The sequence below is a fragment of the Corynebacterium sp. HMSC062E11 genome, assembly GCF_001811845.1.
Classification (GTDB): Bacteria; Actinomycetota; Actinomycetes; order Mycobacteriales; family Mycobacteriaceae; genus Corynebacterium; species Corynebacterium hesseae.
The window spans coordinates 46854-70189 of the sequence record NZ_KV806780.1 but is presented as its reverse complement, the minus strand read 5'-3'; the positions used below and the strand labels follow the sequence as shown (position 1 = coordinate 70189).

22 protein-coding genes and 1 tRNA gene are annotated in these 23336 nt (G+C 59.5%); 16 read left to right on the top strand and 7 right to left on the bottom strand.

What is annotated here, in order from left to right:
- Positions 1 to 827 precede the first annotated feature (827 nt).
- The gene (locus HMPREF2822_RS02670; RefSeq protein ID WP_070520581.1) at positions 828 to 2741 is read left to right on the top strand and encodes a DIP1281 family NlpC/P60 protein; all 1914 of its coding nucleotides are present in this window, start codon (positions 828 to 830) and stop codon (positions 2739 to 2741) included.
- Between the two features lie 26 nt (positions 2742 to 2767).
- Positions 2768 to 3886, top strand: a complete 1119-nt coding sequence (locus tag HMPREF2822_RS02665; RefSeq protein WP_070520579.1) for a ferrochelatase — start codon at positions 2768 to 2770, stop codon at positions 3884 to 3886.
- On the opposite strand, the gene HMPREF2822_RS02660 is transcribed toward HMPREF2822_RS02665, so the two are convergent.
- Positions 3883 to 4650, bottom strand: coding sequence for a hypothetical protein (locus HMPREF2822_RS02660; protein WP_070520576.1), 768 nt, complete (start codon positions 4648 to 4650; stop codon positions 3883 to 3885). The genes HMPREF2822_RS02665 and HMPREF2822_RS02660 overlap by 4 nt on opposite strands.
- Before the next feature lie 33 nt (positions 4651 to 4683).
- On the opposite strand from HMPREF2822_RS02660, the gene HMPREF2822_RS02655 reads away from it, so the two are divergent.
- Positions 4684 to 5532: a DUF3097 domain-containing protein gene (locus tag HMPREF2822_RS02655; protein ID WP_070520574.1), complete on the top strand. Its 849-nt coding sequence runs from the start codon at positions 4684 to 4686 to the stop codon at positions 5530 to 5532.
- Here the strand turns inward: HMPREF2822_RS02655 and HMPREF2822_RS02650 are convergent.
- Both HMPREF2822_RS02650 and HMPREF2822_RS02645 read right to left on the bottom strand, forming a co-directional pair.
- Positions 5529 to 6101 (bottom strand): MarR family transcriptional regulator, encoded by a 573-nt coding sequence (locus HMPREF2822_RS02650; protein ID WP_070520572.1) that lies wholly within the window; start codon positions 6099 to 6101, stop codon positions 5529 to 5531. The genes HMPREF2822_RS02655 and HMPREF2822_RS02650 overlap by 4 nt on opposite strands.
- Positions 6102 to 6138: 37 nt before the next feature.
- Positions 6139 to 6879: a TVP38/TMEM64 family protein gene (locus HMPREF2822_RS02645; RefSeq protein ID WP_070520569.1), complete on the bottom strand. Its 741-nt coding sequence runs from the start codon at positions 6877 to 6879 to the stop codon at positions 6139 to 6141.
- A gap of 345 nt (positions 6880 to 7224) precedes the next feature.
- Here HMPREF2822_RS02645 and HMPREF2822_RS02640 point away from each other — a divergent pair, with 345 nt between their 5' ends.
- Positions 7225 to 7896: a DedA family protein gene (locus HMPREF2822_RS02640; protein WP_185964743.1), complete on the top strand. Its 672-nt coding sequence runs from the start codon at positions 7225 to 7227 to the stop codon at positions 7894 to 7896.
- A gap of 75 nt (positions 7897 to 7971) precedes the next feature.
- On the opposite strand, the gene HMPREF2822_RS02635 is transcribed toward HMPREF2822_RS02640, so the two are convergent.
- A tRNA-Leu gene (locus HMPREF2822_RS02635) sits at positions 7972 to 8057 on the bottom strand.
- A 210-nt stretch (positions 8058 to 8267) separates the two neighbouring features.
- On the opposite strand from HMPREF2822_RS02635, the gene HMPREF2822_RS02630 reads away from it, so the two are divergent.
- Both HMPREF2822_RS02630 and HMPREF2822_RS02625 read left to right on the top strand, forming a co-directional pair.
- Positions 8268 to 8831, top strand: a complete 564-nt coding sequence (locus tag HMPREF2822_RS02630; protein ID WP_070520566.1) for a YbhB/YbcL family Raf kinase inhibitor-like protein — start codon at positions 8268 to 8270, stop codon at positions 8829 to 8831.
- Between the two features lie 23 nt (positions 8832 to 8854).
- A complete protein-coding gene (locus tag HMPREF2822_RS02625) occupies positions 8855 to 9250 on the top strand; it encodes a hypothetical protein (protein WP_070520563.1) in 396 nt (131 codons plus the stop codon).
- Between the two features lie 45 nt (positions 9251 to 9295).
- Here HMPREF2822_RS02625 and HMPREF2822_RS02620 read toward each other — a convergent pair whose 3' ends face one another.
- Together HMPREF2822_RS02620 and HMPREF2822_RS02615 are read right to left on the bottom strand one after the other, a co-directional pair.
- The gene (locus tag HMPREF2822_RS02620; protein WP_070520560.1) at positions 9296 to 10408 is read right to left on the bottom strand and encodes a quinone-dependent dihydroorotate dehydrogenase; all 1113 of its coding nucleotides are present in this window, start codon (positions 10406 to 10408) and stop codon (positions 9296 to 9298) included.
- Positions 10409 to 10452: 44 nt separating this feature from the next.
- On the bottom strand, positions 10453 to 11490 hold the full coding sequence (locus tag HMPREF2822_RS02615; protein WP_070520557.1) for an NHL repeat-containing protein: 1038 nt from the start codon (positions 11488 to 11490) through the stop codon (positions 10453 to 10455).
- Positions 11491 to 11559: 69 nt separating this feature from the next.
- On the opposite strand from HMPREF2822_RS02615, the gene HMPREF2822_RS02610 reads away from it, so the two are divergent.
- The 9 genes from HMPREF2822_RS02610 to HMPREF2822_RS02570 all read left to right on the top strand — a co-directional run bounded on the left by HMPREF2822_RS02610 (position 11560) and on the right by HMPREF2822_RS02570 (position 21139).
- Positions 11560 to 12411 carry an undecaprenyl-diphosphate phosphatase gene (locus HMPREF2822_RS02610; protein ID WP_198530948.1) on the top strand — a complete coding sequence of 284 codons (852 nt, stop codon included), beginning with the start codon at positions 11560 to 11562 and terminating at the stop codon, positions 12409 to 12411.
- A gap of 97 nt (positions 12412 to 12508) precedes the next feature.
- Positions 12509 to 13753, top strand: coding sequence for a cysteine--1-D-myo-inosityl 2-amino-2-deoxy-alpha-D-glucopyranoside ligase (gene mshC / locus HMPREF2822_RS02605; protein ID WP_070520550.1), 1245 nt, complete (start codon positions 12509 to 12511; stop codon positions 13751 to 13753).
- Between the two features lie 24 nt (positions 13754 to 13777).
- Positions 13778 to 14161 (top strand): hypothetical protein, encoded by a 384-nt coding sequence (locus HMPREF2822_RS02600; protein WP_070520547.1) that lies wholly within the window; start codon positions 13778 to 13780, stop codon positions 14159 to 14161.
- Complete coding sequence (locus HMPREF2822_RS02595) at positions 14162 to 14887, top strand: HAD family hydrolase (RefSeq protein WP_070520544.1); 726 nt, start codon at positions 14162 to 14164, stop codon at positions 14885 to 14887.
- Positions 14888 to 14990: 103 nt separating this feature from the next.
- Positions 14991 to 15254, top strand: a complete 264-nt coding sequence (locus HMPREF2822_RS02590; protein WP_070520541.1) for a phosphoribosyl-ATP diphosphatase — start codon at positions 14991 to 14993, stop codon at positions 15252 to 15254.
- A gap of 58 nt (positions 15255 to 15312) precedes the next feature.
- Positions 15313 to 16158: an ATP phosphoribosyltransferase gene (gene hisG, locus HMPREF2822_RS02585; protein ID WP_070520538.1), complete on the top strand. Its 846-nt coding sequence runs from the start codon at positions 15313 to 15315 to the stop codon at positions 16156 to 16158.
- Between the two features lie 91 nt (positions 16159 to 16249).
- Positions 16250 to 17782, top strand: coding sequence for an aspartate ammonia-lyase (gene aspA, locus HMPREF2822_RS02580; protein WP_070520535.1), 1533 nt, complete (start codon positions 16250 to 16252; stop codon positions 17780 to 17782).
- A 309-nt stretch (positions 17783 to 18091) separates the two neighbouring features.
- Entirely contained in the window at positions 18092 to 19399 is a 1308-nt protein-coding gene (locus HMPREF2822_RS02575) for an anaerobic C4-dicarboxylate transporter (RefSeq protein WP_070520532.1), read from the top strand.
- A 72-nt stretch (positions 19400 to 19471) separates the two neighbouring features.
- A complete protein-coding gene (locus tag HMPREF2822_RS02570; protein WP_070520529.1) occupies positions 19472 to 21139 on the top strand; it encodes a formate--tetrahydrofolate ligase in 1668 nt (555 codons plus the stop codon).
- Positions 21140 to 21166: 27 nt separating this feature from the next.
- On the opposite strand, the gene HMPREF2822_RS02565 is transcribed toward HMPREF2822_RS02570, so the two are convergent.
- Positions 21167 to 21970, bottom strand: coding sequence for a RecB family exonuclease (locus tag HMPREF2822_RS02565; protein WP_070520526.1), 804 nt, complete (start codon positions 21968 to 21970; stop codon positions 21167 to 21169).
- A 76-nt stretch (positions 21971 to 22046) separates the two neighbouring features.
- Between HMPREF2822_RS02565 and HMPREF2822_RS02560 the strand changes: the two genes are divergently transcribed.
- Positions 22047 to 23309 carry a M18 family aminopeptidase gene (locus HMPREF2822_RS02560; RefSeq protein WP_070520601.1) on the top strand — a complete coding sequence of 421 codons (1263 nt, stop codon included), beginning with the start codon at positions 22047 to 22049 and terminating at the stop codon, positions 23307 to 23309.
- Positions 23310 to 23336: the final 27 nt, after the last annotated feature.

The following is a 23336-nucleotide window of genomic DNA, read 5'->3' as shown; positions in this document are numbered from 1 at the left end:
CAACTGATTTGTCGCACGGGTATGTGGGGAAGCACGCCGCGAGCGAAGAGGACCGTTGGGGTTCACCGCCTGGTGGATGACCGTCGCACCGCGCTAGCGATGCGCGTAGCAATGCAGTTTTCTCGACGCAGTCGGTACCAGTGTTCAACCTTTTAGATATTGAAACACCTACCTCCCGAGTGGAAGAGGCTTCATACACTTCATTCGCACGCCCTCATCGAGGGCTGTGATGGCCATGAGTTCCATCGGTTTCCGGTTGGGTGCCAGCTGTGAGTGCTTACGCGTGCGCCACTAAGGACCGCGGAAGTGCCCTCCACGAGCGCGGCGCCGAGCGAGGAGGAACCGACGCAGGACCTCGAGCCTGAATATGGGTGTGTGTCCCTTCGTCGTCGGATCGTGCAGCCACACTCGGCGCCGCTCTCCGTGAGCCCAGCGAGCACCATGAGAGTGCAATGTGGCTAGCTATGACGCACGGTTCGACGTGATGTTGGTGCACACGCCAGACGCCCCGCAGGTTTCCTGCCGCCTCCATAAGAGAAAATGCCGCCCCGTCAATTCGGCATTTAGTGGCGTAGAGAGCAAAGAGCTCTTCAGGGGCAAGCCGCGTTCGCGTATCCCGGTCAATTCCGGGCGCAAGCCTTATTAAGTCCACTATTCCCATTAGGAAATCGATTGCCGCCTCATCCTGCTTGAAGGCGAGACTAGCTACGTACACACCGCTGTTTCTTTTGCTCGTCCAACTCGTCGCCTCCAGGTCTCGATGTCCGGCAAGCGCGTCTACGCAACATGCGTGACATCTCCGGGTAGGTGTCTAGGAGATAACCCTCGTGGCCACCACATCATCTTTCGGCTTTCGGCGCTTTAAGGCAGCGTGCGCTGCCATAGCGACCACCGCCGCCTTGTCTACTGTCTCCGCGCTCACTCCTGCAGTGGCTGCGGAACCTGAGCAGATCAACATCAAATCCCTGCTATCCTCCGACAACCCATCCATCGCAGATCTCGCGGGCGCAATCGCCCAGATTGAGGAGCGCATCGCACAAGCGGAAGCCTCCATAGGTGCGCAGCGCGAAACCGTCAACCGTGCGCTGGTCGATCTCAACGACGCCCGCACTAAGGCAAACCAAGCGCGCCAAGGAACAACGACGGCGCGCGAGCAGCTTGACGACGCACAAGCGGATGTCGCCGATGCCCAGGCCAAGCTGGATGAGGTCTCCCGTTCCGCCTACCGCCGAGCCAATACTTCCGATGCCGTCTCCCATGCGGCAGGAAAAGACGCGCGTTCGGACATGCTGGAGCGCCAGTCCTACCTTCGCTCGCAGTCCGAGAAGCAGCAGGCCGTCGTTAGCGACTTGGAGAAGCAGCGCACGGAAAAGGCGAACAAGGAATCCCAGCTGCGGAAGACCCAACAACTGGCCGAGGAACGTGCGGACCGGGCGGCCGATGCCGAGGCTGCCGCGCGCGAGCAACTCTCCGCGTCCGAGGCTTCGATTGAGGAATCTACGTCCGAACGCGAGGACCTACTCTCTCAACTCTCATCTCTTCACAAGGCGCTAAATCAAGCCAAGGGCCTGGACCGAGAAAATGTGTCAAGCCCAACAGCTGGATCTAAGGTCAAGGATCGGGCCGGGACTAATGATGTACAGGGTCCTTCCGAGTCTAGTGCCACGACTCCTGCCCACGACCCATCGACGGTATCCTCGCCGTCCGCTGCGGGGCATTCGACACCGGCCAGCTCGGAGCCGACCTCCGAGCCCACAGCGTCCACCGTGGCCGGCCCCTCCACCTCTGAGGCACAGAACCCCACGCTTCAATCGCAGCCGTCGACGGCTTCTGCCGATGCTGATGATTTGGAAGAGCTCTCTAGCGCCGCAAGCACTGTGGCTTCCGATCCGAACGTGCAAGAGTTGTCGTCGACAAGCACGGCCAGCTCCTCTGAAGAGAACGCCGAGAACTCCCAGGGCGGGAGCTCCAGCTCTTTCGATCCGAACGGAATCGATGCGGAAACCGTTGCACTTGGCATTGAAGCGGTGGGAACGGTGGCCTCGATGGTGGCCGCATCTCAGCCGGACCACAATAACAGCTTGAGCCAAGAGGAAATCAATGCTCTGGCGGAAGGCTCTTCCAAGCTCTTTGCCCTCCAGGGTGGGCAAGACAGCACTGGGGAAGTGACGGATTCCACGGAGACGTCCGATAGCGATGCAGCGAACGCAACTGATAGCGAGGATTCCCTTGAGTCCGATGTCTCCGGTGTCCTGGAGGAACTTGACACCACCGATAGCGTGACGAAGAAGGCATCCGCTTCACTGGGCGATGCCTCCCGCGAAGCAAAGATTGAGACCGTCATCGAGCGCGCAACGTCTCAGGTGGGAGTTCCCTATGCCTGGGGTGGTGGCGATGCCAACGGTCCTACGCAGGGCATTCGCGACGGCGGCGTCGCTGACTCTTATGGCGACTACAACAAGGTCGGCTTTGATTGTTCTGGGCTGGTGCTCTATGCCTTTGCTGGCGTCGGCATTTCCCTGCCGCATTACACCGGCTACCAGTATCAGAAGGGAACCAAGATTTCCCCGAGCGAGATGCAGCGAGGCGACCTAGTCTTCTACGGGCCGAGCGGAAATCAGCACGTGGCAATCTATCTTGGTGACGGCACCATGGTCGAAGCTCCGCAGTCCGGTCAAAACGTCAGCATCTCCCCAGTACGACAAGCCGGCATGGCACCCTATGCCGTGCGACTGATCTAGTTCAGCCCGTTGCTAAACTGGGCTGCATGACTGACACATTGCGTACTGCCCAGGGCAACACCCGCGGCACCGATTCGGTGCCCTCCTCATTTGACGCCCTCCTCGTTCTTTCCTTCGGTGGCCCGGAAAGAAACGAGGAGGTCGTCCCGTTTTTGGAGAACGTTACCCGTGGGCGCGGCATCCCGCGCGAGCGGCTCGAAGTCGTCGGGGAACACTATTTCCGCCTAGGCGGCATTAGTCCGCTTAATGCGCTAAATCGAGAGATTATTTCTAATGTTTCCGCAGAGCTGAAGGAACGCGGACATAATCTTCCGGTTTATTTCGGTAACCGTAACTGGTACCCGTTTGGGACAGAAGCCGTCGAGCAGATGGCCGCCGATGGTGTGCGCAACGTCGCCGTATTCGCCACCTCCGCCTGGGGTGGCTACAGTGCTTGCCGCCAGTACAACGAGGACATCGTTGCATTGCGCAAGCACCTCGAGGACAAGCAACTGCCCAACATGAACTTCACCAAACTGCGCCAATTCTTCGATCACCCCAAGTTCATCGAGGAGATGGCCGCAGCCGTCCGCGAGGCTTATGCGGAGGTGCCGGAAGACAAGCTGGCTAGCACCCGCATGCTTTTTACTGCGCATTCAGTGCCATCGGCACACGATGCTGTTGGGGGAGCAGAAGGCGATAAGCATATCTATTCCCGCCAGGTAGCGGAGGCTGCACGGCTCGTAGCCAAGGCTGCCGGGGTCCAGAATTATGACCTAGTGTGGCAATCCCGTTCAGGAAACCCAGCCACCCCGTGGTTGGAACCGGACATTGTCGACCACACCACGCGAATCCATGAGGAAGATGGTGTCGACAGCGTTGTCGTGTGCCCAATTGGATTTATCTCCGATCACATGGAGGTCATCTGGGATCTCGATACTGAACTTCAGCAAGCCGCTGAGGAAATGGGCGTCAGCGTCTATCGCACCCGCACCGCCGGCCCATCTGCGCGTTTTGCCTCGCTCATCGTGGACCTCATCGAGGAGCTAGAGCATGACGCTGAACCTGCTTCACTCGGTGAGGTTACCGTTCAGGGCTGTACGGTCAATGGCGCACCCTGCGCTGAAGGTTGTTGTGACATCTGGTCTCTGCGCAAGCCGCATTAACGCGCGAAATCGGTGAGCGCATAAGCCACGCCGGCCATGCGTGCTTCGCGGATATGGCGCCACAGGCGCAGAAGCTGCGGATCGAGACTGTGATCTTGAATGCGGTCAGTCACCGTCTCGATGATGGCCGCCACGCGGTCGGCGCGGGCGAAGAGCTTCGCTGCTCGCCCCGGCACTGCAGCGGGTAATCCGGGGGTGTCGTAGAAATCGCTTAGTGTGCCTACTGTTAGCCGGGGATTGGGGAGGGCATCGCTGCGATAGCCCAATGCCTCGATGAGGTTTGCTGACTCATTCGTCGCGGTACTCAAGAGCTCATCGGCCTCGCCCGGGCTAAGCCAAGCGGGCGAGGGTAACGGGGCAGTCTCTTCAATCACCGTCCACCGTGTCGCGCCCACGGCATAGGTGGGCACCAACACCAGGTTTCGATCCCGATTATTGGTACGCACCACGATTGCGCCTGCCGGATCTTCTGCCGCCGCTCGCGCCGATTCCGTGCCGGCTGGAAGTGCTGGCGCGTCGCCAGGACCGGAGAGAACTAGCCGAAGCAGCGGTTCGCGCTCTCCACGCTCGATGACGGAGGCCGTTTCACGCCGGAGAAGTGACATAACATCAACAAACGGCTCTCCGTCGACCCCTTGTTGCTCACCACCCAGCTCGCTGAGGGCATCAAGAAAGCCATCGGTGGATTCGTGCCCCCATAGCCATGCACCAAGCCAAACAGAAACGTTTTGTACAGGGGACCAGACTTCGGCGCGCATATCCATGGCTGGACAGTGTAGACGATAGGGTAGACCCCTATGAGCTTGAATTCCCGAGATCCCTATGGCGGCGATATTTTTGCAGGACATGCGCGGAACAAGAAGCCGGAGTACCCCGAGGTACCCGCTGAACCAGGCATGGTCGTCGAGGTTCGAGGTGATGACTTTGTAGGGGCAGTATTGGGCGTCGACAAAACCGTATGGGGCCCAGTCGTGCGCCTCGAGGACCGACATGGAAATGAGCGAGTATTCAAACTCGTGAAAGGGGGGTTCTTGTTGGAGGGGCAGCCAGTGACGTTAACGCGATACGTCGAAAAGCAGGCGCCGCGGAAGTCAAACTCCGGGTCGCGCCGTGTGGAAAATCTTGAGGCGAAAGTTGCCGCACCTTCGCGCATTTGGGTTGAAGGCATTCACGACGCGGCCATCGTTGAAAAGGTCTGGGGTCACGATCTGCGGGTGGAAGGTGTGGTCGTCGAATACCTCGAAGGACTCGATAACCTTGAGGAACGCCTGGCTGAGTTTCAGCCCGGTCCGGGACGCCGTGTGGGCGTCCTCGCGGATCACCTAGTCGAAGGATCAAAGGAAACGCGGTTGACGCAAACGGTGGGCGAGCACGTGCTTGTCACCGGTCACCCCTTCATTGATATCTGGGCGGCTGTAAAGCCTGAGCGCCTAGGGCTGCGCGCCTGGCCCGAGGTTCCCTATGGGGAAGACTGGAAGACGGGCATCTGCAAGCGCGCGGGGTGGTCTGATCCCAAGGAAGGGTGGAGCCGCGTGTACAACACCGTGAATTCTTTCCGGGATCTCGATTCCACGCTCATCGGCGCCGTCGAGCGGCTCGTCGACTTTGTCACAACACCGGAATTGAGCAAAGAAGATTTGCTCTAATTCGAATTCGCTCGGTCAATGAGGTTGATGGCGAGCTGGCAACCGGCCGTCTCTGCTGCCCACCCCGCCGCTTGGAGGCGCTGGGACATCGCTTGTTTGGAAATGCCCAGCTCTTCCGCAGCTTCGTTCTGATTCAACCCGCCGCGTACAAGAGATGTCGCCTCACGGCCTTCCATTGTGCGCTTGTGCAGCACAAAGCCGAGTAGGGCGAATGCCGCTGCAATATCCTGCGCCTCCGCAGCGCGCCCGCGCCGATCAATTTTGGCGTAGACGTGTCCGGCCCGCGCCGAGCCCTTTACCGCGGCGGTTGCCACTGCGCGTGTTTCGGCATCACCTGCGCCTTCGCCAGGGATAATTCCAATGCCAATGGCCCAGTCACCGTCCGCGAGAAGCGCCATAACGACATCACAGACCGCCGGAGAAGAATAGGCCACAGCGCAAATATCCTCAACACCAAGGACCTCAAACTCGCCGATTCCCTCCAGGGTGGAAAGCGCGGCGGCGGATCGTTGGACCAAATCGGCGCGGCGTACCGAGCGTCCGCGGTAGCGGGCATGGACAGCTAGCACAGTGAGAGACTCCTTCCAGCAAGAAACAACGCTCAGTCTACTCTTTGCGCTTGACTGGGCCACGCATTCCGGGGCCGAGCGGCAACCGCGTGTCTAGGATGAGACCAGCGATTCCCACTGCCGCAGCGATAAGGAAGCCGGCGATCGTGTAGGGGCTCATCGCTCCGGTGAGCGCATCCCCGAAGAAGACCCCGATGGCGGTGGTGGGAATCGAACCGATGAGTGTAGCGATGGCGAAGTGAGTCACCGAAATCGGCGTGAGCGCTGCAACATAGTTTAGTAAGGAAAACGGAACTCCGGCGACCATTCTCAATGACGCCACCGCTAGCCAACCCCGGCGCTCAAGCCGGGCATTGATTGCATATACCGCTTTGTGCGTGAGATGCGGGCGAATCCACTCACCAAGTAAGCCGCGGACGATAAGGAGAGAAATGGTGGCGGAGATAGTCAGCGCGACAAGGGAAACAGAAAGCCCAAGCCACGGGCCGAAAAGAAGGCCTGCCGCCAAAGTCCACACGGTCCGGGGAATAGGGAACTGGGTGAAGAAGATGTAGGCGCCCGTAAAAGCAACGACAAACCACGGCCCGAGTTGGTCTGACCACGTGCGGAGGGCGGCGAGTGAGGGGACGTCGACAAGCACGGCGAGTAGCATCAATGCCGCACCGGCAGCGACTACTGCCGTCCAACGTTTCCACGTCCAACGCTTGCAGCTTTGCCACGCAGCGCGGCCCAGAGACGCGAAGAAGTCCCCGACGCTGTGCACCCAACCTGTGTTCATAGAGATAGAAGTCTAGTGCCGAAGACGCCAAACCCCGCATTGAGTCCAAAGCATGGGAGAACGGCTAAAGACGAAGGCAGGAGACGGCTTGGCTGGCTGGGGAGCAGCTGAGAGCTGCACCTCAACTTACTGTTAAGCCGCGATTCGATGCATGAGTATTGCCTTGCACGCGGGATACTGAACAGCACTGCGCATCCGCAAGCATCTCTAGGTCCACTTCTATTGTGACCGTCTTAGCTAGTTTCACCTTTATTGTCTCTACGCCCTAGCTGCGGAGCGAATTCTTGATTCACTACCTACTTTTGGCGCCCGCCCTGGCGCCTGCATTTTTCTTTGGAGAGCATTATGGACTTTATCCACAACCTCACGTCTTATATGGACGCAGCCACCTTGCTCGAAGCCTTTGGGCCCTGGGTCATCGGTGGTATAGCCCTTGTCGTCTTCATCGAGTCCGGTGTGCTCTTCCCATTTCTTCCGGGTGATTCACTACTCGTAACTGCCGCGATTCTGCGCCATGAGCTCCAGGTCTCCCTGTGGGTACTCATTGCTGTAGGCATGATCGCCGCGATAGCTGGTGACCAGGTGGGGTACTGGATTGGGCACCGTTTTGGCCGTGGCCTGTTTAAGAAGGACGCACGGCTTCTCAAACTGGAGTATCTCAACACCGCCGAGGACTTCTTCCGCAAGCACGGCCCGCTTGCACTAGTGCTCGGACGATTCGTCCCAATCGTGCGGACCTTCATTCCGGTAGCCGCCGGCACGGCGAGAATGCGGTACAAGAAATTCATTGGATGGAATGTCAGCGGCGCAGTCGCTTGGGTGCTCTCCATGAATCTCGTTGGTGTCTTTCTCGGAAACATTCCGGGCATTGCTGACTCGATTGAGAAGATTATGCTGCTTATCATCGCGTTGTCGGTGGCGCCTATCGTCATCAAGGGCCTGCATAGCTACATCACGTCGAAGAAGAAGGCTACGGTAGTAGAGGAGACGGCACCTACTGCGGAATCGCACGCATAGACCCTAGACGCATGAAGAAGGCCCCGCGCCTCACATCATCATCTCTGACGGTGTGAAGCACGGGGCTTCGGTCTGTGCCCGAGGGGGGACTTGAACCCCCACGTCCGTTAATAGGACACTAGCACCTCAAGCTAGCGCGTCTGCCATTCCGCCACCCGGGCTAGGGTGTTTGTTCAGCCTCTCGGCTGGGCACTCGCATACTGTATCCCGAACCGGCATAACTTCACAAATCGCCACTTCAGAGCGGGTTTTCACTGTGTTCTTAAACGAGGAAAACACAACGATGAAAGTTGCGTATCCACTGCCACCTCCTGAGACAGTCGGGTAGTAAGCGGCAACGCGGCAGATAGCTTTCCGGTAGAAATGGATTTATGACTAGCAACACTTCACATTCCACTGCGAACTACGCTACCGACTCCCGTTTCCCCGGCCCAGACCCCTATACACCGTTGGGGGATGTCCCAGCTTTTACCATGACCTCGTCCGATATCGAGGAGGGAGCGGAGATCGCAGAGCGTTTCCGCGCACCTGAAAATGTCTCGCCCCAGCTGTCCTGGTCGGACGTGCCCGAAGGGACCAAGTCCTTTGCCGTCACGTGCTTTGACCCTGACGCGCCGACGGGGTCCGGCTTCTGGCACTGGGCTGCCTTCAACATCCCGGCCGACGTACGCGAGCTCCCCACAGGTGCAGGGGCCGCTGAGGATCTCGGACTCGAAGGCGTTATCAGCTTGCGCGGTGACTCTGGCCAGCGCGTCTATTACGGCCCCCAGCCGCCTGCTGGTCACGCCCCGCACCGCTACCTCTTCGCCGTTCACGCTGTCGACGTCGAACGCCTCGAGATCGACCCGGAGGCAACACCTACGGTCCTCGGCTTCAACCTTTATTTCCACACCCTCGGGCGCGCGATTACCTGGGGCTGGTACGAGGCCCACTAAGCGGCCCAATTACACTCATCACAATGAGTAAGAACCCGGACATCCCTCCCACATCCGACGGAGTAGAAATCCCCGCCGCCCTGCGCGTGGGCGGCGCTTTCATGTTGTTGGCTGCCGTGTTGGCGCTATTCGGGCTCGTGTCCATTTTCACCGACGGATGGGGCGCGACCTTCGAATGGACGTGGCGCCGCCTCGCCATCGTTGGTGCAGCCCTCCTCGTCGGCGCATTCAGTACCCAACGCCGCGATCAGCGTGGTAGCCGCGAACAAATCATTGCGCTGATTCTCGCGCTAGTGCTTATCATCGCCAGCCGCGCGCTGCCCAGTACGGTCCTTACAACGATGGGCCAATACGTCGTCTTCCTCTACGCAGTGGCGGCAGGGCTGTGCGCGGTTATCATCCGCCGCACGTTGCGCTAAACGCTGAAGCGCCCCGTGCGGCTGGCCCGAAAGCTCTTCGCCGGGCTAGTCAATCCATTCAAGACCAGAACCAATGGCCTCCGAGATATTGCTGAGGCGGTGAGCGTGGATCTGCTGGGCAATGCCGCGGTGGATGTCACGGATCCAATCCGGGCCGCCGTAAATCAAGCCGGTGTAGCCCTGCAACAGCGAAGCGCCTGCCGTGATGCGCTCCCATGCTTGCTCCGGGGTGGAGATTCCGCCCGCGGAAATAAGCACCAGGTCGTCTCCTACGCGGGCATGGAGGCGCTTGAGCACCTCTAAGGAACGCGCAGCCACTGGGGGACCCGACACGCCGCCTGCGCCCATGGCGGCAACCTCAGCAGAGGGGGTTTTCAAACCCTCGCGAGAAATGGTGGTGTTGGTAGCCACGATTCCCGCCAGCCCCACTTCAACGGCCATATCCGCCACGGCATCAATGTCCTCATCGCTGAGGTCTGGGGCAATCTTGACCAAGACCGGCGAGGACGTCGATTCCACCACGGCTTCCATGATGGGGCGCAGCGATTCCACTGCCTGCAAGTCACGCAGTCCCGGGGTATTAGGGGAGGACACGTTGACCACAACGTAGTCGGCCAAATCCCCGAGAACTGATGCGCACTGACGGTAGTCATCGACCGCGTGCTCAGCCTCGGTGACCTTATTCTTTCCGATATTGATGCCGATGACATCGTTGTAGCGGCGCTTCCGCAGGTTTCGTGCGGCCGCCAGCGCCCCTTCGTTATTGAAGCCCATGCGGTTGAGGATGGCCTTGTCTGCTTTGAGCCGGAACAACCGGGGAGCCGGGTTTCCCGGCTGCGGCTTCGGGGTGATGGTGCCCAGCTCCGCGTACCCAAAGCCGATGGGGGACCAGACGTCGGCTGCCGCCGCGTTCTTGTCAAAGCCTGCTGCTAGACCCAGCGGGCGCGGAAAGTGCACACCAAACACGTCTTGTTCAAGGACGGGATCGCTGACTGGCAGAGCTTTGCCCAGAGCTCGGTTGAAGGGGCCGGCCGATTGGAACACAGCCAACCCGCCGTTGATGATCCCGTGAATTCTTTCCGGGCTGAGCTTAAACATCCCCTTCAAGGCGGCTTGGTAAGCCACGTGGCGGGCGCGGTCAAGAGCGGAGTACTGCATGCATTGTCCTTTGGAAAGTTGAGGCTGAAGGGGGGACTGAAATACTAACGCGGGGATTTCGAGAGCTGTGGATCAGAAATGAATTGGAGCCCGTCGCCAGAAGCGGAGGCGGCGACGAGGGTGCCGTCGCCAAGCACGGCAATATTGCGCGCATCCGCCACCGTATCCATGGTGCCGACGTTCTCCGGGACACCCGCAGCGATGGTGTAGGCGTGGAGGAGGTTGTTGTCTGTAGTCGTCGCCCACGCTAGCTTGCGCCCGGCGTCCCAAGCCACACCCCACGGCGTGCCATCGGTATTGCCGTACTGGTGCAAGCGGATGACGTCGCTGGCGGTGTAAATGGCGATGCGCTTGCCGACGGTATCCGAAGCCACAACCACGGCGCCCTCGCCGCCTGCGATCTGACCTACACCCTGGCCCACGCGAAGGCGTCCTCCTGCGCGCTCCTTCTCCCAGTCCAGCGATTGAATCGTGGAGTCTTCCCTCAAGACACGGACGATGCCGTCGGCGCCATCCGGATTAGGCACGGAGATGAGCTGATCCGAGCCTGCTTCCACAGTGATGCCGGTAGTGCGTTCGCCGTCTAGGTACACGCCGATGGTGGTGGAGTCCTTCGAGCCAACGAAGACTTCGCCACTGGAGGCTTCCGCAGCCACCGTCACCGGTTGCTCCTCTTCCACAGCCAATTCCTGCGGGGAATCCGGCTTGAGCGGATCAATGAGCATAACGCTATCCCCGCACGCTAGAAGGAAGTGCTTCTCAGAAGCGGTGAGGTCACCACATTTCTCGCCCACGGTAACCTGCGCGGACTTTTTGCCTTCAAAGTCCGCAGCTGAACCTACCGCGAGCGAGTCCTCGGTGCGCACGGCGAGGATGTCGCCGACGGCTGCGAGGTCTGTCGCTGCATCGAATGGCACGACGTTACCCACCGGCTTCTCGGATGCCGGGGAGGACGCGGGCTCGGCCTTGCCATAGACCGCCGAGTCGGGGTCCCCGCCAACCCCGACCGTAGGATTACAGGCGGCAAGCGCGCATGCGCTGGAAAGGAGGGCAAAAGAAAGCAGGACTCGACGCGTTTTCACGATCCCTCATCCTAGCAGCCAGCGTGGTGGAAACAGGAAGCGATGGGACTCCCGAGTAGGCTATCGCGGGTGACTACAACAGCTACAACTGAAGCCATGACATGGCTGCAGGTCATCGTCCTGTCTCTTGTCCAAGGCCTCACCGAATTCCTGCCCGTGAGCTCGTCCGGGCACTTGCGCATCGTCTCCACTCTTTTCTGGGGACAGGATGCCGGTGCTTCCTTCACCGCTGTCATCCAGCTGGGCACCGAGCTAGCGGTGATTGTCTACTTCGCCGGGATGATTTGGCAGATCCTGAAAGGCTGGTGCGTGGGCCTCGTACACAAGGACCAGCGCGGTCAGGAATATCGAATGGGTTGGATGGTCATCGTTGGCTCAATTCCGATTGGCATCCTGGGAGTGCTGGGGAAAGACCTGATAAGGGATAATCTGCGCAACCTATGGATTACTGCTTCCATGCTCGTCCTGTTTTCCTTTGTGTTCATCCTGGCAGAGCGCGTGGGTAAGAAAACCCGCGGCTTCGACGAGCTCACGATGCGCGATGCCATCGTTATGGGACTATGCCAATGCCTAGCACTCATCCCTGGCGTCTCACGCTCCGGCGGCACCATCTCCGGTGGCCTCTTCCTCGGCCTCGACCGTGAGGTGGCCACGCGCTTTAGCTTTCTTTTGGCTATTCCGGCGGTGATGGCCTCGGGGCTGTTTTCGCTTGGCGACGCCTTCGGTCCCACCGTGGGACAATCCGCCACCGGCGCCCAATTACTCGTTGGCACGCTCATCGCCTTCGTTGTGGGCTATGCATCTATCGCCTGGCTGCTGAAGTTCGTGGGCAGCCACTCCTTCGAGTGGTTCGCCGCTTACCGCATCCCCGTCGGCCTGATCGTCATGCTCTTGCTGGGCCTTGGCGTGCTCGCCGCGTAGGTGGTGAGGAGGCGCAGCCCCGCAGCACCCTGCGATACATAGCCATGTGCCCGGCCATGCGCCCGCGTCGGAGGCAGCACACGTTAGGATTGTGGGCATGCAATCTTGGCCTGTCCCGCACATCGATTCCGTCCCTGGCGCTCCGTCGCCGCTTCACCTCTATGACTCCGCTGATGAAGCGGTAAAGAAGCTCGACATCAGTGGGGAGACTGCCACCATGTACGTCTGTGGCATCACCCCATATGATTCGACCCACCTGGGCCACGCCGCGACCTATCTGACCTTTGATCTGATTTACCGCCAGCTGCTGGATAACGGCTACAAGGTGAATTACGCCCAGAACATCACCGATGTGGATGATCCGCTCTTCGAGCGCGCGGAGCGCGATGGCGTGGATTGGCGCGAGTTGGGGACCTCCCAAATCAACCTTTTCCGCTCAGACATGGAGCTGCTCTCCGTGTTTCCTCCGCAGCACTTCGTTGGGGCGATGGAAGCCATCGACGAGATTACGGAGATGGTGCAGGCGCTTCTCGACGCAGGTGCGGCCTACGTCGTCGATGACCCCGACTATCCGGACGTCTACGCATCCATCGAGGCCACGAAGAACTTCGGCTACGAGTCGAATTACTCCCGCGAGCAAATGGAGACCTTCTTTGCCGAGCGCGGTGGCGACCCTGATCGCCCCGGCAAGCGCGATCCTCTTGACGCTCTGATTTGGCGCGCGCACCGTGAAGGCGAACCGGCCTGGGATTCGCCTTTTGGGCCGGGCCGCCCTGGATGGCACATTGAGTGCTCCGCCATCGCAACCAACCGGCTTGGCTCCAGCTTCGATATTCAAGGCGGCGGTTCGGACCTGAAGTTCCCGCACCACGAATTCTCCGCAGCGCACGCAGAAGCAGCGCTCGGCGTGGAGCGCATGGCGCAGTCCTATGTACACACCGGCATGATCGGCTTGGACGGAACCAAGATGTCCAAGTCTTTGGGCAACCTCGTGTTCGTCCACAAGCTCGTGGAGGCGGGCGTCGATCCCTCAGCGATACGCCTGGGTGTCTTCGCCGGCCACTACCGTGCCGACCGCGACTGGTCAGATGACGTTTTGCGCACTGCGCAGGAGCGACTCCAGCGATGGCGCGAAGCTTTAAGCCATCCGGGCACTGTGGAGGAGGTCAAGGAGGTCATTCAGCACCTGCGGTTGGCGTTGGCTGATGATCTCGATACTCCGCGCGCCATTGCGGTTCTCGATGAATGGGCGAAGAAGGCTCCAGAATCCGGGGAAGCAACAGAAGAGGCATCCGATTTGCTGCGCACCGCAGTTAATTCCTTGCTGGGCGTGCGCCTCTAGGTAACTTCAGGCATGATTTAGCTCATGACGATTCGTGCAGAATTCCAGCCCACCGTTGATGAGTTCATGTCCAACCTACAGTCCTTCGCTACCGGGGATTACCTCAAGGAAGAAGAAAAGGAGTTCTGGGAGGCCCCGTTTGATGCCGCGGTACTCCCACGCCTTCGCACTATCTTGGAGTCCTTCCTTGACGATATGGATAAGCTGCCGGATGACCCTGAAGGGTCACTCCTGAGCGCCGCGGTACGCCCCACCGTGGACAAGCTCGCGGCCTTCAACCAAGAAAACGCAGATGCAGTGCTGGAACCGGAGGAGAAGGAAGAGCTCACGGAGCTTATTCACTCCGCCTCTGCGGCAACCGGTGCGGACGATGAGGCACTCGCGCAGCTTCCGGAGCTGGACTTCTAAGTGACTGACCACGCAACTTCCGCTTTCACTACCCGTCCAGCAGCAATCTTTTGGGATATGGACGGCACACTGACCAACTCCGAGCCCCTGTGGGAAGAGGCCACTTTTTATCTCTCTGAAACACTGGGGCGCCGCTTAACACCCACGGAGCGCTTGGCCACGGTTGGCGCTACCTTCGAAGACACACTCAGCATCTGTGCGCACAAAGCAGGCGTTACGCTTCAGCCAGGAGATAACGAACGCTATCGTGCGCTCATGTTCGATTACGTCAGGTCCCTTTTTGCCCAACACCTGGAGATTTTCCCGGGGATTCCCGAGCTGCTCGACGAACTCAAGGGCCTGGGAATGCCGATGATCGTGACCACAAACACGGAACGATATGTGGCTGATTCCGCGATTGCGGCCTTAGGCCGCGAGTACTTCGTCGACACGATTTGCGGTGACGAAGTACCCCAAGGCAAACCTGCCCCCGATATGTATATCGAGGCGGCGCGTCGAGTGGGTGCCGATCCACGGGACTGCCTTGTATTTGAAGACTCTGCGGCAGGTATGCGCGCGGCTGTCGACGCCGGGTGCACCGTCATCGGACTGCCGGAGGGAGACCACGTCGCGGTGCCCGAGCAAGCCACCGAAATTACTGACCTCCGGGGCTCTGCTCACCGTCATCTGAAGGGGGCGACGGCGGCCAATGTTCACGAGTGGTTTAGCCGGTTGCGCGCCGACTAGACGTACCGATTTCAGTTGCGCATCATGTCAGCCGGCTTTGCGTAACTGAGAATTTCGGCCGACTAGCAGAATTTTATGCAGCGGTGTGGAAGAATAAACCACCGTGAAGAATTTTGAGAGCCTATTTGAGGAACTGTCCCAGAAGATCGCCGAACGCCCTGAGGGCTCCGGCACCGTGGAGTCTTTTGACAAAGGCATCCACCATCTGGGCAAGAAGATCATCGAAGAGGCTGGCGAAGTGTGGATCGCCGCGGAATACCAGTCTGATGAAGAGCTCGCTGAGGAGATGTCACAGCTGCTGTATTGGCTCCAGGTTATGGCCCATAAGCGTGGCCTGAAGCTCGAAGACATTTACACCTACCTTTAATCGGCCATAAAGCCGTCCCACCATTCACCGTATTCAGCGTAGAAAGCACCACACACTGATGATCAAAATCGCCGTCCCCAACAAGGGATCGCTGTCCGAGGCAGCCCTTGAAATCCTCAAGGAAGCCGGCTACAAGGGCCGCGGACACAGTAAATCGCTCAACGTCGTGGACGAGGAGAACGGAGTCGAGTTCTTCTTTCTGCGCCCAAAGGATATCGCTATCTACGTGGCACAAGGCGTCTTGGATCTGGGAATTACTGGTCGAGACTTAGCGCTCGATTCCCGCGCGAAATTCAATGAAGTTCTAGCACTCAATTTTGGCGGCTCGACCTTCCGTTACGCCGCACCAGCAGGGGAGCAGTGGGACGTCGCCAAGCTGCAAGGCAAGCGCATCGCCACGTCCTATCCCAACGTGGTGCGCGATCACCTCGCTGCCAATGGAATCGATGCAGAGGTTATCCGCCTTGACGGTGCAGTAGAGATTTCGATTCACCTTGGAGTCGCGGACGTCATTGCCGACGTTGTCTCCACAGGAGCCACCCTCCGCCAGCAGGGGCTTGAACCCTTCGGCGACCCCATCGTCTCCTCGGAGGCCGTGGTGATAAAGCGTGAGGGAGAAGACGTCACCGCTGATGAAAACGTTGTGCTTAGCCGCATTCGAGGAATCCTCAATGCGCGCCACTACGTCATGCTCGACTACAACGTGGCAGAAGAAAAGCTGCCAGACGTCGAGGCAGTGACCCCTGGGCTTACAGGACCGACCATCTCTCCCTTGGCCCGTGAAGGGTGGGTTGCCGTGCGCGTCATGGTTCCCCGCAAACTGGCCAACCAAGTTATGGACAGCCTCGAAGAGCTCGGGGCAGAGGCAATTCTTGCCTCGGATCTTCGGATTGCCCGCTTTTAGGGGGAGATTCCAAACATTTTATTCGGGCTCCTAGCTACGATGGGGACTGACCATCATCGTTCTTCGATTTTTATGCAAGGAGTCAGCCCCGATGGCAAAGACAACTAAGAAGGATGCACAAGCAGAGGCCAAAGAGACCAAGGATGTAAAGTCCCAGGTCGAAGAAAAGGCCACCAACAAGTCTTCGAAGTCCGCCTCTAGCAAGAAGACGCGTACTGAGACTGACCTTCTCGGCTCCCTGGAAGTTCCGAACGATGCGTACTACGGCGTTCACACGCTCCGCGCTATCGAAAACTTCCAGATTTCCTACGTGACCATCAACACCATCCCGGACTTCATCCGCGGCATGGTCCAGGTCAAGAAGGCCACCGCTATGGCCAACCGCCGCCTGCACGTTCTTCCGAAGAAGAAGGCAGAAGCAATTATCTGGGCTTGTGACCAGATTCTGGAAGAAGGCCGCTGCATGGACCAGTTCCCGCTGGATGTCTTCCAGGGTGGCGCTGGCACCTCGCTCAACATGAACACCAACGAGGTTGTGGCCAACCTGGCGCTCGAGCACCTCGGTGAGGAAAAGGGTGCCTACGACATCATCAACCCGAACGATGATGTCAACATGTCCCAGTCCACCAACGACGCGTACCCGACCGGCTTCCGTCTCGGCATCTACTACGCGATGGAGGACCTCATTGAGCGTATCGACGCGCTGCAGGCTGCATTCCACGCCAAGGGCAATGAGTTCGTTGACATCCTGAAGATGGGCCGCACCCAGCTGCAGGACGCAGTGCCGATGACCCTGGGTGATGAATTCAAGGCCTTCGCTCACAACTTGGCCGAAGAGCAGGCCATCCTGCGTGACGCCCAGAAGCGCCTGCTGGAGATCAACCTCGGCGCAACCGCCATCGGTACCGGCGTGAACACCCCGGCTGGCTACCGCCACCAGGTCACCGCAGCACTGTCTGAGGTGACGGGCCTTGAGATCAAGACCGCCCGCGACCTCATTGAAGCAACCTCCGACTGTGGCGCCTACGTGCTTCTGCACTCCACCATTAAGCGCGCAGCGATGAAGCTGGCCAAGATCTGTAACGACCTGCGCCTGCTGGCCTCTGGCCCGCGCGCCGGCCTGGCAGAGATCAACCTGCCACCGCGTCAGGCCGGTTCCTCCATCATGCCGGGTAAGGTCAACCCGGTTATCCCGGAGGTTGTCAACCAGGTCTGCTTCAAGATCTTCGGTAATGACCACGTAGTCACCATGGCTGCCGAGGCTGGTCAGCTGCAGCTCAACGTCATGGAACCGGTTATCGGTGAGGCACTGTTCCAGTCCATCCGCATCATGGGCAACGCCGTCGACACCCTGCGTGAGAAGTGCGTCGTGGACATCACGGCTAACGCTGATGTTTGCCGCGCGTACGTTGAGAACTCCATCGGTATCGTCACCTACCTGAACCCGTTCATTGGTCACCACAACGGTGACATGATTGCTAAGGAGTCCCTCAAGACCGGCAAGGGCGTCAAGGAGCTCGTTCTGGAGAAGGGCCTGCTCGATGAGGAGACCCTCAACAAGGTTCTGTCCGTTGAGAACCTCATGCACCCGGAGTTCCGCGGTCAGCTCTACATCGATGAATAAACCTTCGTCAGCACCAGTGTTGTAAATACGCTCTGCTGTTTCGTCCACGCCCGTACTGCCTCGCTGAAGGTGGTACGGGCGTTTGGCTGTTTTCAATCCGACTGATGCTGCCGACACCCTGGATACCCCGATGGGGGTGCAGTGGTTGGCATCGGTGTGTAAACGGACACAATCGGGCCTGGATTCTCGCCAAAGCCACATAAATAGGGCAGAATTAGAACTGTCAGTTGTCGCGCCCAGGTCGTGTACTGACCACAGCGCGAATTACCACCCATACTGCAGTTCACCTGCACATATTGGAGTTACATAATGGTTGTTGTGCACATCATTATCGTCCTTGCGGCGATTTATCTCGGTGCCCGAATTGGTTCGATCGGTATTGGTATGGCCGGCGGCTTGGGCGTTCTACTACTCGGCCTCACCGGTGTCCCCGTAACGCGTGAAGACATCCCCTTTGATGTCATTGGCATCATCATGACCGTGATCGCCGCCATTGCTGCCATGCAGCGTGCTGGCGGTATGGACTATCTGGTCTACCTTGCCGAAAAGTTTCTTCGCAAGAACCCAAAGAGGATCACGTTCTACGCACCTATCGTTACGTGGTTGATGACCGTTCTGGCAGGCACCGGCCACACGGCGTTCTCCACGCTCCCGGTTATCGTTGAGGTAGCGAAGGAAGGCAAGGTCCGTCCTTCCCGCCCGCTTTCGATTTCCGTCGTAGCCTCGCAGATGGCAATCTGTGCCTCACCTATTTCCGCAGCCGTTGTTCTGTTGGCTTCGCTGCTGGAGCCGATGGGCGTGGGCTATTTGCAGATCCTCGCGGTCCTTATTCCGGCTACGTTCCTCTCCATTTTCCCTGCCGCTTGGGTAGCAAACCGCTCGGGCGCAGAACTCGAAGATGACCCCGTTTACCAAGAGCGCAAGGCCCAGGGCTTGGTGAAGCTGCCGCAGGGTTCCCAGAACTACGCTCCGGCACAAGGTGCAAAGACCTCGGTCATCATCTTCCTAGTCGCCATCGTCATCGTGATGCTGTGGGCCACCCTTACCTCATCCCAGGTGGGTCTTATCGAGGAACCGACGCTGCCGCGTAACGAGGCCATCATGACAGTGATGCTCACCGCCGCAACACTCATCGTCATGGTCACCAAGGTCCCCGCCGGCGACGTTCTCAACACGCCTGTCTTCAAGTCGGGTATGTCCGCCTGTATCTGCGTGCTCGGTGTCGCATGGTTGGGTACCACGCTGATCAACCACTACATGGAGGACATCCAGGCCATCTCCGGGTCCATCATTGAGTCCGCCCCGTGGCTGCTGGCCATCGTGCTCTTCTTCGCTGCGGCGCTCCTGTACTCGCAGGCCGCAACCACTAAGGCTCTCATGCCGGCAGCCCTGGCCCTCGGCGTCAACCCGCTTACCGCAGTGGCTGCCTTCCCAGCAGTGTCCGCGCTGTTCATCCTGCCGACGTACCCGACCTTGTTGGCGGCCGTCGAAATGGATGACACTGGCTCGACTCGCATTGGCAAGGCTGTCTTCAACCACCCGTTCATCATTCCAGGCACTGTGAGCATCGTCTTGTCGGTCCTCCTGTGCTACGCCTTTGGCGCAGTCCTTATCTAGCATCACCTAGCATCATTTAGAAATAATTTGATGTTGCTTAGCGCGCTTCTTTAGCGCGCTAAGCTGGAGAGCATGACTACGCAACCTTCTGATGTTGATATTGCTCAAGCTCACCAGCTCGAACCGATTACGGATATTGCTGCACGCGCAGGCATTCCGGAGACGGCTCTTATTCCTTATGGGCAAAGCAAAGCCAAAGTGGATATCACTCGAGTTGGGGATACTCCCGCAGATGGCAAGTTGGTCCTCGTCACCGGCGTCTCACCGACGCCAGCTGGCGAGGGTAAATCTACTGTTCTTATCGGCTTGACCGACGCCCTCACGCAGCTGGGCAAGAAGGCTATCGTCGCCCTTCGCGAGCCTTCCCAGGGCCCTGTCATGGGCATCAAGGGAGGCGCCGCGGGTGGCGGCTACTCTCAGGTTGTCCCAATGGAGGACATCAATCTCCACTTCACCGGTGACTTCCACGCTATCGCCGCGGCCACCAACACCTTGGCCGCCATCATCGATAACCACATCCACCAGGGCAATGCGCTCAACATCGATCCGCGCCGCATTACCTGGCAGCGCTGCGTTGACGTCAATGACCGTGCCCTGCGCCACGTTGTTACCGGGCTCGGTGGCCCCGCCCACGGCGTGCCGGGGGAGACTGGGTTCACCATTACGGCGGCGTCGGAAATCATGGCCATCCTCGGCCTCGCAACCGACTTGGCAGACCTAAAGAAGCGTCTCGGTGACATCACTGTGGGCTACACCTACGACCAAAAGCCAGTAACCGCCCGCGAATTGGGCGCAGAAGGCGCACTAACAGCGCTCATGCGTGATGCCCTGAACCCTAACCTGGTCCAGACCCTGGGCGGCACCCCTGCCTTCGTCCATGGCGGCCCCTTCGCCAATATCGCTCACGGCTGCAACACGCTGCTGGCAACCCAGACTGCGATGCGCTTCGGTGACATTGTCCTCACGGAGGCAGGCTTCGGCGCGGATCTCGGCGGCGAGAAATTCATGGACGTCAAGTCCCGCTTCGGTGATCTTGACGTCGCCGGTGCCGTCGTTGTTGCGACTATCCGCTCCCAGAAGTACAACGGCGGACAGCCCCGCGAGGAACTCACTACCGAAAACCTGGAGGCGCTAAAGAAGGGCGTGGTGAACCTCGAGCGCCACGTTGAGAACGTGCGCAAATTTGGCCTCAAGCCAGTGGTCGCTCTCAACCTCTTCTGGAGCGATACCGAGGCCGAGCGCGAGTTCATGCGCCAGTGGGCCGCCGATTTCGACGTCGCGCTCGAAGAAGCAGAAGTGTGGGCCAAGGGCGGAGCGGGAGCAACAGCGCTGGCTGAGCGCCTTCTGGAGAGTCTTTCCGAGGGTAACTCCCACCAGCTCTATGATCCCGCTGAGGGCATCGAGGCCTCCATCGACACCATTGCTAGGGAAATCTACCGCGCCGAGCGGGTGGAGTACTCGTCTAAGGCGCTGAAGGATTTGAAGTACATCAAGGACAACGGTTGGGAGGAGTTCCCAGTCGTGATCTCGAAGACTCAATATTCCTTCTCGGATGATCCGAGCCAGCTCGGCGCCCCGGAAGGCCACGTCCTTCATGTCCGCGAGCTGCAGCCCCGCACAGGCGCTGGCTTCATCGTGGCGCTGACCGGCGACGTCATGACCATGCCGGGTCTACCGAAGAAGCCCGCGGCCAACAACATCGATGTTGCTGCGGATGGTTCCATCTCTGGCCTGTTCTAAGCCGCGGCGCGCTCTTCGGGGCGCCGTCTACGAGGCCCGGTCCGGCCACCCGGGGTACTCGGGTGGCGTGCCGCCGAAGGCGGGGCATAGGTGTTGGAAAGAACACCAGCCACAGAGCTTCGAGGTCTTGGGCCTGAAGTCACCGGACTTGCCATCGCCTTCGATCTTGGCCCAGAGCTCACCCAGGTCGCGCTCGAAGTACTCGAGCTCCTCCGGCCCCGGCGTGAGGAACATCGAATCCAGGACCTTGAGGTACATCAGCCGCAACTGCGTGGGGATGGTGCCGAGCAGCCGCCAGTACACCAGCGCGTAGAAGTTCATCTGGAACTGCGCGTCCTGGGAATAGCGGGGGAGCGGCTTCTTTCCCGTCTTATAGTCCACCACGCGTACCTCGCCGGTGGGGGCAACGTCGACGCGGTCGATGAACCCACGGACAGGAACACCGTTCGGCAAGACGGTATCGACGTACATCTCGCACTTGTGGGCGTCGAAGCCTTGGGGGTTTTCCATCTGGAAGTAGCCCTTGACCAGTTCGCGCGCCTCGACGAAGAAGTCCAGCTCTTCGGGCTCCGGCACCAATTCACGCAGCTCGGGGTCTTTGTCCAGCATCACCGCCCATTCGGGCTTAATCATCTTCACCGCGGCTGGGTACTCACGTTGCTCGCGGGGCAGCTGGTGCATCTTTTCTAGGACTGCGTGGACCAGCGTTCCCTTCACCTGGGCCTTCGTCTTGGGCTCGGGCAACTTGTCAATAGCCCGGAAGCGATAGAGCAGCGGGCATTGTTTGTAGTCGGAGGCACGGGAAGGAGAGAGGGCTAGTCGTTTCGGCATAGTGTTTCTCAGCCTAGCGCATAGCCCACCGCGAACCTTCCCGCATCTCCCGACCGTCCGTGGCAAGCTAGATGGCATGAGCACTACGCAAGAGTTTCTTGATTTCATCGCCGCGAGCCCCTCGTCCTATCACGCGGCTGAAGAGGTGGCGCGCACGCTCGTCGCCGCCGGCTTTAGCCGCCAAGATGAGTCTGCCGAATGGTCAGCTGCACCAGGCGGCCACGTCATGGTCCGGGGTGGTGCGGTCATGGCATGGTATGTCCCCGAAGGCGCCGGCCCGGATTCCGGCTTCCGCATTATCGGCTCCCACACCGATTCGCCCGGCCTGGCGCTCAAGCCCACCCCGGACTTCGATTCCGCAGGGTGGCAGCAGGTAGCCGTCGAGGTCTATGGCGGGGTGCTTCTCCACAGCTGGTTCGACCGCGAGCTCACCGTCGGCGGCCAGGTCATCACGAAGGATGGCAGCCGCCACTTGATCAATACCGGCCCCTTGCTGCGCTTGCCTTCCTTGGCGATCCACCTCTACCGCAAAGATGAGTTCAAGCCGGATCGCCAGCGCCACATGCAGCCGGTGCTCTCCGTGGGTACTCCGGAGACGTCGGTGATGGGGGTCGTCGGCAAGCAGCTTGGCGTAGACCCAGAGGATATCGCTTCCTTCAACCTGATTACCGCGGATGCCCAGCGCGGTGAGGTCTTTGGCGCCGGCGAAAAGCTCATCGCTGCCGGGCGCATGGACAACCTTTCTTCCGTTCATGCTTCGCTGCGTGCCCTGCTCGCTGCTGCAAAGAACGCCGACTCCATCGAGCACAAGGACGTCCTCGTCATGGCGGCCTTTGATCACGAAGAGGTGGGCTCCTCTTCGCGCTACGGCGCAGGTGGCCCGATCCTGGGGGATATCCTGACCCGCACCGCCCGTGCCCTCGGCGCGAACGAGGAGCAGCGTTTCCAGATGTTTGCGCGCTCCAGCTGTGTCTCGGCCGACGCCGCGCACTCCGTGCACCCCAACTACGCCGAAAAGCACGATCCCACGCATCACCCGATCATCGGCCAAGGCCCGGTGACCAAGATTAACGGCAACCAGCGCTATGCTTCCGACGCTAATACCGTGGCCCTGTGGGAATCTGCCTGCCGCCGTGCGGGTGTTCCGGTCCAGCGCTTCGTGGGAAATAACGATGTCCCGTGTGGCTCCACCATCGGGCCGATTTCTGCCACCCGTCTGGGCATCCCCACCGTTGATGTGGGAGTGCCGATGCTCTCGATGCACTCGATCCGTGAGCTGGTAGGCGAGCGCGACCAACTATGGCTTGGTGACGCCCTTGAGGCATACTTGGTTGGTTAATCCTTCTTGCCCCTAACTTTGTGAAAG